We start from the raw sequence: 8,387 nt of genomic DNA, 5'->3' as shown, positions 1-8,387 counted from the left end.
GTGCTCGCCGTCCCGCCCGGGACGGCCAGGCAGCGGCGGCGGTGCGGCGGCGAACGGGCCGGCCGGCGTGCGGCCGCCCGGGTCGGCCGCCCAGCGGTACGCGAGCGTGAGCAGGGCCAGCCGGGCGCGGGATCCGGCCGGGTCGACCGCGGCGGGCGCCACGCCCAGCCGGCGGCTGCGGGCGGCGGCATCGGCCAGCAGCTCGCCCGGCACCCCCAGGACCGTCGCCAGCCAGGCGGACCAGAAGTCGCCGGGAAGCCGCAGCTGGCGTTCCCAGCGGGACACCTCGTTGCGGGTCAGCGTGGGCACCCCGGAGGCGGCACACAGCTCGGCGGCCATCCGCTGCTGGCTCCAGCCACGGGCGGCCCGCAACTCGGCCAGCAGCGGCCCGAGCAGGCGCGGGCCGGGCGGCGGGGACGGGATCATCGGAACCTCCGGGGCGACGGCGCTGATGGCGACGCGGACGCCCGGCCAGGTGGTGGCGCCGGCGCGTCGCCGTCGTGGCGACCCCCGCGCGGGCCCCCGGAACGGCCGTCGGCCGCCCCACCGCGCTGCCGTCTTTCTACCCCCGGGGTACGACGTCGCGCCGGGGCAGGTGTTCGCGGGCTGGGAAGATTCCCGGTGCGGCGTGCCGTCCCGGTTACAGTCGGTCCGTGGCGCTCGGTCTTCCCTCGGTCCTTCCCAATCCCCAGCCGGCCATCGGGGAGCTGATCCGTGACGGCCGTCCCACGTTCTCCTTCGAGTTCTTCCCGCCGAAGACCCAGGCCGGGGAGAAGCTGCTCTGGCAGGCCATCCGCGAGCTGGAGTCGCTGCGTCCCTCGTTCGTGTCGATCACCTACGGCGCGGGCGGCTCGACGCGCGACACCACGGTGGCGGTGACCGAGCGGATCGCCACCGAGACGACGCTGCTGCCGATGGCGCACCTGACCGCGGTGAACCACTCGGTCGCCGAGCTGCGGCACGTGATCGGCCGGCTGGCCTCGGTCGGGGTGCGCAACGTGCTGGCCGTGCGGGGCGACCCGCCGGGCGACCCGGGCGGCGAGTGGATCGCCCACCCCGAGGGCGTCCGGTACGCCGAGGACCTGGTCCGGCTGGTCCGCGACAGCGGCGACTTCAGCGTCGGCGTGGCCGCCTTCCCGTACAAGCACCCGCGCTCGCCGGACGTGGACAGCGACACCGCGCACTTCGTCCGCAAGTGCCGGGCCGGCGCCGAGTTCGCGATCACCCAGATGTTCTTCGACGCCGACGAGTACCTGCGGCTGCGCGACCGGGTGGCCGCCGCGGGCTGCGACACGCCGATCCTGGCCGGCGTGATGCCGGTGACCCAGATCGGCACCATCGAACGGTCGGTGCAGCTGTCCGGCGCGCCGTTCCCGCCGGCGCTGGCGGAGCGGTTCGAGCGGGTGGCCGACGACCCGGAGGCGGTCCGCCGCCTCGGCGTCGAGCAGGCGAGCGAGATGTGCGAGAAGCTGCTCGACGAGGGCGTGCCGGGGATCCACTTCATCACGCTCAACCGGTCCACGGCGACCCGGGAGGTGTGGCAGCGGCTGCGCGCCGCCGCACGGGTGTGACCACCCGCCACACGACACCCGCGCCGTGCTTCTACGGTTGATCCGTGGTGGGCACACAGCTGAACTGGGACCAGTACGCGACCGCGTGGGCGCGCTTGCACGGCGGCTTCGATCCGCGTACCGCCGCGCCGGTGGTGCGCGCCTGGCTGCGCTTCGCCTACCACGTGGGCTACGTGCTGGGCCGGCTGCGCGTCGGCCCGACCCCGGTGACCGTGTTCGGGGTGCTGCTCTGCTTCTGCGTACCCCTGTTCGTGGAGCGGCCCGGCAACGGGCCGTTCCTGGGCGCGTTGTTCGTGCTGCTGGCGGCCGTGGCCGACAGCGTCGACGGCGCGGTGGCGGTGGCCACCGGCCGAACCACCCGGCTGGGATACGTGTACGACTCGGTCGCCGACCGGCTCGGCGAGGTGGCCTGGCTGGTCGCGTTCTGGCTGCTCGGCGCGCCGGGCGCGCTGGTGGCGGCGGCCGGCGGCCTGTCCTGGCTGCACGAGTACGTGCGGGCGCGCGCGGTGTCGGCCGGCATGCGGGAGATCGGCGCGGTGACGGTGGGGGAGCGGCCCACCCGGGTCTGCGTGGCGCTGGTCGGGCTGCTGGTCGCCGGGCTCACCGACCTGATCGACGCCGACCTGACCGCCGGCACCATCACCATGGCCACCACGGTCTGGGTGCTGCTCGCCGGGTTCGGCCTCGGCCAGCTGCTCTCCGCCGTCCGCCGCGCCCTGGTCGACGCCGGCTGACCGCCGCGCCCCCGGGCGGCGGCACCTCACCAGGCCGGGCCGACCGCCTCCGCGACGATCTCCGCGGACAGCGTCACCATGGGCAGGCCGCCGCCCGGGTGGCTGGAGCCGCCGACCAGCCAGAGCCCGGCGACCGGGCCCCGGTTGGACGGGCGCAGCAGCCCGCCCGCCGTGCCGTAGATCGCCCCGCCCGGCGCGCCGGTGGCCGCGTCCAGGTCGGCCGGGGTGCGGATCTCCCGGAACACCAGCCGGTCCCGCACGTCGGCCCCGCGCTCGGCCAGCACGTCGAGGATCCGGTCCGCGTACGCCTCGGCCAGCCCTGGCCGCCGCCAGTCCACGGCGCTCGCGGCGGTGCCGTGCCGAGGCGCGTTGACCAGCACGAACCACGCCTCGTGGCCGTCGGGGCGGACCGCCGGGTCGTCGGCGGCGGTGACGAACACCGTCGGGTCGGGCGCCGGGCGGGCCCGCACCCCGCGACCCGGGTCACCGAACACGGCGTCGAACTCGGCGTCGTAGTCGCGGGGGAAGAAGACGTTGTGGTGGGCCAGCCCGGAGTCGCCGCGCACGCCCAGCAGCAGCACGAACCCGGCCAGGCTGCGGTCGGTGAGCGCGGCCAGCCGGCGCGGGTCGGGCAGCAGGTCCCGGTAGACGGTGAGCGCGTCCACGTTGGCGACCACCACGTCGGCGGGCACCGGCGCGGCCGTCCCCGCCACGCGTACGCCGTGCACCCGCCCGCCCGCGGCGTCGATCCGGGTGACGGTGGCGCCGGTGCGCACCACCACGCCCAGGTCCAGGCAGCGCGACAGCAGCGCGTCGGCGAGCGTGCCCAGCCCGCCGCGCAGGTACCAGCCGCCGTACGCCAGCTCCGCGTAGGGCACGGCGACGAGCGCGGCCGGGGCGCGGCGCGGGTCGGCGCCGGTGTACGTGGCGTACCGGTCCAGCAGCATCCGCAGCCGCGGGTCGGACAGGTGGCGGCGGCCCAGCCCGCGCAGACTGCGGCCGGGGCCGATGGCGGCCAGGTCGCCCAGCCGCCACGCCAGCGCGGCCAGGTCGCGGGGCGAGTCGACGGTACGGCGCAGGATGTCCCGGTGCGAGGCCGCCCACACCCGGTCGGCGCGCCGCCACAGCCCTCGCCAGTCGGCGGCGGACCGGTCGCCGAACGCGGCGCCGATCCGGGCGGCGAACTCGTCCGGGTCGGCGCAGGAGTCGAGCGCCTGCCCGCCGCCGGGGAAGACGTGCCGCACGATCGGGTCCAGCGGGACCAGGTCGAGGTATTCGTCGAGCTTCGCCCCGGTCGCCTCGAACAGGTCGTGGAAGACCTGCGGCAGCGTGAACAGGCTCGGCCCGGTGTCGAAGTGCCACACCCCCTCGGGGGTGTGGTGGGCGTACCGGCCGAGCTTGCCCCCGACCGTGCCGGCCCGTTCGAGGACGGTGACCTCGTGCCCGGTGACCGCGAGCCGGGCGGCGGCGGCGAGCCCGCCCACCCCGGCGCCGATGACCACGATGCGCGCCATGGCGTGCCCCTCCTAGGTGACCGGGCGACCCCGCCAGGTGAGCCGGTGTCGCTTCCGCAGATGGTACGACCGGACGGTCAGCCAACCGAGGACCACGACCGACACGGGGTGGCCCAGCGCGTCGGGCCACGCCCGCCCGCCGGTGGCGCGGGCGCTGACCACCCGCCCGGCGACGCCGGCCAGGTAGGCCAGGAACGCCACAGCGGCCACCGCCGGCGCGCCGGCGAGCAGCGCCCCGGCGGCCAGCAGCGGCGGCGCGACGTAGAGCGCGACCAGCAGCGCGAGCACGGCGGCCGCTGCGGCGGGGTGCCCGAACGTCGCCCACAGCGACTTGGTGTAGCCGTCGCGCAGCTGCGGCCAGGTGTCGTACATCCGGCAGGACGCCAGCCGGGACCCGTCGGCGAGCGCGATCCGCCCGCCGGCCCGCTTCACCGCCCGGGCCAGCTCGATGTCCTCCAGCACCTTGTCGGCCACCGCCGCGTGCCCGCCGGCCCGCAGGTAGCCGGCCCGGTCCACGACCAGGAACTGCCCGCCCGCCGCTGCGAGCGAGGGCCGCCGCGAGCGTTCCATCGCGCGCAGCGGCAGGAACGTCAGCCACAACCACTGCAACAACGGCTGCACCAGCCGGTCGGCCGCCGTCCGCACCACGATCCGGGGGTACGGCGACAGCAGCGCCGCGCCCGCCGCGCGCAACTCGGTCACGGCCGCCGCCACCGCGTACGGGGTGAGCACCACGTCGGCGTCGACGAAGGCCAGCACGGCCGGTTCCGGGCCGGTGCGGGTGGCGAGCTGCCAGCAGGCGTGCGGCTTGCCCAGCCAGCCGGGCGGCGGGGCGACGCCGGTGAGCAGCGTGACCCGGGGATCGTCACCGGCCACCGCACGGACCACGTCGGCGGTGCCGTCGGTCGAGCCGTCGTCGAGCACCACGATGCGCAGGTCCGGCACGCCGCGCTGGGCCAGCAGCGCGCGCAGGCACGGGGTGACCCGCTCGGCCTCGTCGCGCAACGGCAGCAGCACCGCCACCGGCTCGGTCACCTCGGCCGGGCCGGCGGTGGGGCGGCGCAGCCAGGCGTGCGCGTTGACGAGCGTGTGCCCGGTGAGCGCGCCGACCGCCACGGCCAGCGCGAGGGCGGCGATCATGCCGGGGCGTCGACGCGCGGCGCCGGCTGCGGCTCGGCGGCCGGGTCCCGGCGGGCCCGCCACAGCGTCACCGCCAGCGGCACCGCCGCCACCGCCATCCCGGCCGCGCCCCACAGCGCCGAGGTCGGCAGCCGCAGGAACACCGCGTGCGCCAGCACGCTGGAGGCGTACGTCCAGAGGTAGAGCGCGAACATCGGGGCGTCCCGGCCGTCGACCCGGTCCGCCGACGGCCCGGCGAGCGGGCGCAGCGCGACGGCGAGCAGCACCGCGAAGCCCAGCCACCCCAGGTAGTTGCTGATCGGGATGCCGGGCAGCCCGGGCAGCGCCGGGGTGGCGTCGAGCCAGGTCCAGTAGCCCTCGGCCACCATCTGCGGGTCGAGGAACAGGTCCCAGGCGGCCAGCCCCACCGCGGAGAGCGCGATCCGCGCGACCCGGGAGCGGACCAGCCGGACCGCGGTGAGCCAGGCCGGCCAGGCCATCCAGGTCCAGGCGAGCGGGATGATCAGCGGCACCCCGGCCAGCTTGGGGCCCAGCTCGCCGGAGTAGTCGTAGCTGCCGAACGGGAACCCGGTGGCCACGCCGATCGCCTCCACCGCGAACCCGCCGCCGGTGACGACCGCGACCAGCGCGGCGGCGGCACGGACGCCCCGGGTGAGCAGCGCGTGGCCGACCGAGAGCAGCCAGCCGAGCACCACCGTGGCCACCGTGAGCCCGGCCCGGGTCGCGCCGCCGGTGAGCGGGTAGCAGATCTGGGCGAGCACCAGCACGGCCAGCAGCGCCCAGGGCAGCCGGGCCCTCACTGTGCCGCCTTTCGTTCGCGACTGCGGGGCTCGCAGGCCCGGCTCACTCCTCGCGCTCACTGTGCCGCCCTTTCGTTCGCGACTGCGGGGCTCGCAAACCCGGCTCACTCCTCGCGCTCACAGGGCGTCCGGCGGGGGCAGCGGCAGGTCCCGGCCGAGCACGCCGAACGGCCGCTCGTCGCCGGGGAAGTGGAAGTGGCGCAGGACGTCGACGAAGCCGAACCGGCGGTACAGCCGCCAGGCCCGGGACTTCTCCTCGTCGGCCTCCGGCGTGGACAGCAGCGTGGTGTCGCCCTCGGCCACGGCGAGCAGCGCGCGCAACTGGCGGGCGCCCAGGCCGTGCCCCTGCGCGGGCGGGCGGACGTGCAACTCGACCACCTCGAACGGGTGGGCCAGCCAGCGCTGCCGGTCCTGCGCGTTCAGCGCCCGGTGCACCTGGTCGTGCCACCACTGCCCGGTGGCGCCCCGGTAGCCGTACCCGAAACCGGCCAGGTGCCCCTCGCTGGTCAGGCTGGCGACGGCGCGGAAGCCGGGCCGGCGGACGTGGGTGGCGATGTAGCCGCGGCGGGCCTCCAGCAGGTCGGGTCGGTAGCCCATCGCCTCGCCGTAGACGGCCACCACGTCGTCCAGCCGCCGGACCAGGTCGTCCGGTGTCCACCGCACCAGCCTCATGCGTACCCTCTCGATGTTTCCGGGTCGCCGTCGGCGGCGGCCCAGCCGAGCACCGTACGGTCGCCGACCACGTCGCCCACCGCGAACCGCGCGAACAGTTCCTCCGCGTACCAGCCCTCGGTGGGGGTGCGGGTGATCGCGGCGCGGTGCTCCGGGGAACGGTACGCGAACGCGACCAGGTCCGCCGGGTCGCGCCACACGCTCACCGTGCCCTGCCAGCCCAGCGGCGCCTCGCCGACGCCGAACCGGGCGAGCAGGCCGGGCGCGGTGTGCAGCTCGGCGGCGACCGGCGGGATCGCGCGCCAGAACGTGGCCGCCCGGCGGGCCCGCAGCCGGGCCCGGGTCAGCGCCAGCACCGGCCCGGTGACCCGCCCGCCCGACGGCGCGCCGAACGGCTCCCGGCCGGACCACCGGCCGCGGCTGGTCAGCGGGCGCAGGTCCACCCGTACCGCGGCGTGGGCGATCCGGGCCCAGGAGCGGGCGACCGGGGAGGCGTCGAAGCCGTCCGCGTCGGCGGGGGAGTCCCAGACCACGAGCGCGGCCCACCGGGTCAGGTCGGCGTCGCCGGGGCCGAAGCCGGTGCCGGTCCCGGTGCCGAGCAGCTTGGCGAAGCGCACGCCCGGCAGCCGGCGCAGCCGTGCCGGGTGGGTGGCCATCCGGGCCGGCACACCGGGTACGGCCCGGCGGGGCACACGCCACACGTGCAGCGTGACGAGTCCGGGGTTCACGCCACCTCGGCCGGGGTGCCGGCGGTGATCCGCAGCAGTTCCGCGTACGTGGTGGGGAACACCGCCCGGGGCACGCCGCCGGCCGCCCACACCTCGTCGTACCCGGCCAGTGCGGTGTCGACGACGGTCCGCAGCGGCGCGGGGTGGCCGACCGGGGCGACGCCGCCGATCACCTGCCCGGTGTGCCGCTTGACGAACTCCGGGGTGGCCCGGCGCAGGTGGGTCACGCCCAGCGTGGCGGCCAGCCCGGCGGTGTCCACCCGGTGCGCGCCGGAGGTGAGCACCAGCAGCGGCGCGTCGTCCGCGTCGAAGATCAGCGAGTTGGCGATGGCGCCGACGGCGACGCCGAGCGCCTCGGCCGCCGCGGCCGCGGTGTGCACCGCCTCGGGCAGTAGCCGGACGAGGCTGGCCTCGCCCGATCCGTTCCGCGCGCCCGCGTCGTCGAGCGCACGCTGCACCGCCTGCACGTTCGGGTGTGGCTGCATGCACCCATTCTTCCCCCACCCCGGTACGCCCCCGCCGGGGGCCGTCGCCCTCCCGTGCGTCCCCGGCGCGTCACACGTTGCGTTTTCGTCGGTGGGGAGGTGTACTGTCAGGGTAGTTAGAACGAGTGTTCGATTCCGGCTCGAAGTTCGATCGGCCCGAAGTTCGGCTCAGTCCGAACGGCAAGCGGCTCAGCTCCCCGGCTGGCCCGGCCTGATCCGAGCCGGTCGCGCACCCGTCGAACGCTCCGGAAGCGGTGTTTCGCGGCACCGGCTTCCGGGAGGTGCGGCACCGCGGGCCGCACCGGGTCTCGGACAGTCGCGAGTCCGGGCCCGTCAGGCAGGTCGTCGCCCGCCGCCCACGACCCCCGGGCGGCGGGCGACGGACCCGCCGGCACGCCGGCCGGGTGTGGGTGTGGGGAAGCGTCCACATCCGGCCGGCCGCCACCTGAAAAGGGTGCGTCTTCCTCCGCACCGACCGTTCCGGGCGACCGGGCGACGTTCCCCGTCGCGCGACCGCCCGCCCGGCCACACGCGGAGGAGAGACCCATGCCGACCAGTCCGGCCCAGGCACCCACGGTGCCCGCGCACGTGCTGCCGCACCGCACCCCCGCCCAGTTGCTCGCGGTGGCCCGCGACGGGCTGGCCGAGGCCGCACGCACCCGCCCCGACGGCCTGCGGTACGCCGCCGCCCACCTCGCGGCGCTGCGCGCCGCCGCCGCCGTGCTCGCCGCCCGGGCCCGCCC

10 protein-coding genes are annotated in these 8,387 nt (G+C 76.7%); 3 read left to right on the top strand and 7 right to left on the bottom strand.

What is annotated here, in order from left to right:
- Positions 1–426: helix-turn-helix domain-containing protein (locus EAD96_RS26285; protein ID WP_147457934.1), on the bottom strand; the 426-nt coding region annotated here is incomplete at its 3' end.
- 227 nt (positions 427–653) lie between these two features.
- Between EAD96_RS26285 and metF the strand changes: the two genes are divergently transcribed.
- Both metF and EAD96_RS26275 read left to right on the top strand, forming a co-directional pair.
- A complete protein-coding gene (gene metF, locus EAD96_RS26280) occupies positions 654–1,571 on the top strand; it encodes a methylenetetrahydrofolate reductase [NAD(P)H] (RefSeq protein ID WP_121686148.1) in 918 nt (305 codons plus the stop codon).
- 44 nt (positions 1,572–1,615) lie between these two features.
- Positions 1,616–2,305 carry a CDP-alcohol phosphatidyltransferase family protein gene (locus EAD96_RS26275; RefSeq protein WP_121686147.1) on the top strand — a complete coding sequence of 230 codons (690 nt, stop codon included), beginning with the start codon at positions 1,616–1,618 and terminating at the stop codon, positions 2,303–2,305.
- A 26-nt stretch (positions 2,306–2,331) separates the two neighbouring features.
- Here the strand turns inward: EAD96_RS26275 and EAD96_RS26270 are convergent, their stop codons facing one another.
- The 6 genes from EAD96_RS26270 to EAD96_RS26245 all read right to left on the bottom strand — a co-directional run bounded on the left by EAD96_RS26270 (position 2,332) and on the right by EAD96_RS26245 (position 7,644).
- Complete coding sequence (locus tag EAD96_RS26270; RefSeq protein ID WP_121686146.1) at positions 2,332–3,819, bottom strand: NAD(P)/FAD-dependent oxidoreductase; 1,488 nt, start codon at positions 3,817–3,819, stop codon at positions 2,332–2,334.
- A 12-nt stretch (positions 3,820–3,831) separates the two neighbouring features.
- Positions 3,832–4,959 (bottom strand): glycosyltransferase family 2 protein, encoded by a 1,128-nt coding sequence (locus EAD96_RS26265; RefSeq protein ID WP_121686149.1) that lies wholly within the window; start codon positions 4,957–4,959, stop codon positions 3,832–3,834.
- Complete coding sequence (locus tag EAD96_RS26260; RefSeq protein WP_121686145.1) at positions 4,956–5,759, bottom strand: carotenoid biosynthesis protein; 804 nt, start codon at positions 5,757–5,759, stop codon at positions 4,956–4,958. The genes EAD96_RS26265 and EAD96_RS26260 overlap by 4 nt, the downstream gene beginning before the upstream one ends.
- Positions 5,760–5,876: 117 nt before the next feature.
- The gene (locus EAD96_RS26255; protein WP_121686144.1) at positions 5,877–6,431 is read right to left on the bottom strand and encodes a GNAT family N-acetyltransferase; all 555 of its coding nucleotides are present in this window, start codon (positions 6,429–6,431) and stop codon (positions 5,877–5,879) included.
- On the bottom strand, positions 6,428–7,159 hold the full coding sequence (locus tag EAD96_RS26250; protein WP_120568806.1) for a monooxygenase: 732 nt from the start codon (positions 7,157–7,159) through the stop codon (positions 6,428–6,430). Before EAD96_RS26250 ends, EAD96_RS26255 begins: the two co-directional genes overlap by 4 nt.
- Entirely contained in the window at positions 7,156–7,644 is a 489-nt protein-coding gene (locus EAD96_RS26245) for a YbaK/EbsC family protein (protein ID WP_120568807.1), read from the bottom strand. The genes EAD96_RS26250 and EAD96_RS26245 overlap by 4 nt, the downstream gene beginning before the upstream one ends.
- A gap of 546 nt (positions 7,645–8,190) precedes the next feature.
- Between EAD96_RS26245 and EAD96_RS26240 the strand changes: the two genes are divergently transcribed.
- A partial coding sequence (locus tag EAD96_RS26240; RefSeq protein ID WP_255499004.1) for an SAV_6107 family HEPN domain-containing protein occupies positions 8,191–8,387 on the top strand: 197 nt, incomplete at its 3' end.

This window comes from Micromonospora sp. BL1, from assembly GCF_003667485.1.
GTDB lineage: Bacteria > Actinomycetota > Actinomycetes > Mycobacteriales > Micromonosporaceae > Micromonospora > Micromonospora tulbaghiae.
This window is presented reverse-complemented; position numbering and strand designations above follow the sequence as displayed.

Excerpts from the sequence above, each read along its gene's own strand:
- EAD96_RS26255 (WP_121686144.1), bottom strand. The coding sequence starts at position 6,431 with ATGAGGCTGGTGCGGTGGACACCGGACGACCTGGTCCGGCGGCTGGAC.
- EAD96_RS26270 (WP_121686146.1), bottom strand. The coding sequence starts at position 3,819 with ATGGCGCGCATCGTGGTCATCGGCGCCGGGGTGGGCGGGCTCGCCGCC.
- EAD96_RS26245 (WP_120568807.1), bottom strand. The coding sequence starts at position 7,644 with ATGCAGCCACACCCGAACGTGCAGGCGGTGCAGCGTGCGCTCGACGAC.
- EAD96_RS26265 (WP_121686149.1), bottom strand. The coding sequence starts at position 4,959 with ATGATCGCCGCCCTCGCGCTGGCCGTGGCGGTCGGCGCGCTCACCGGG.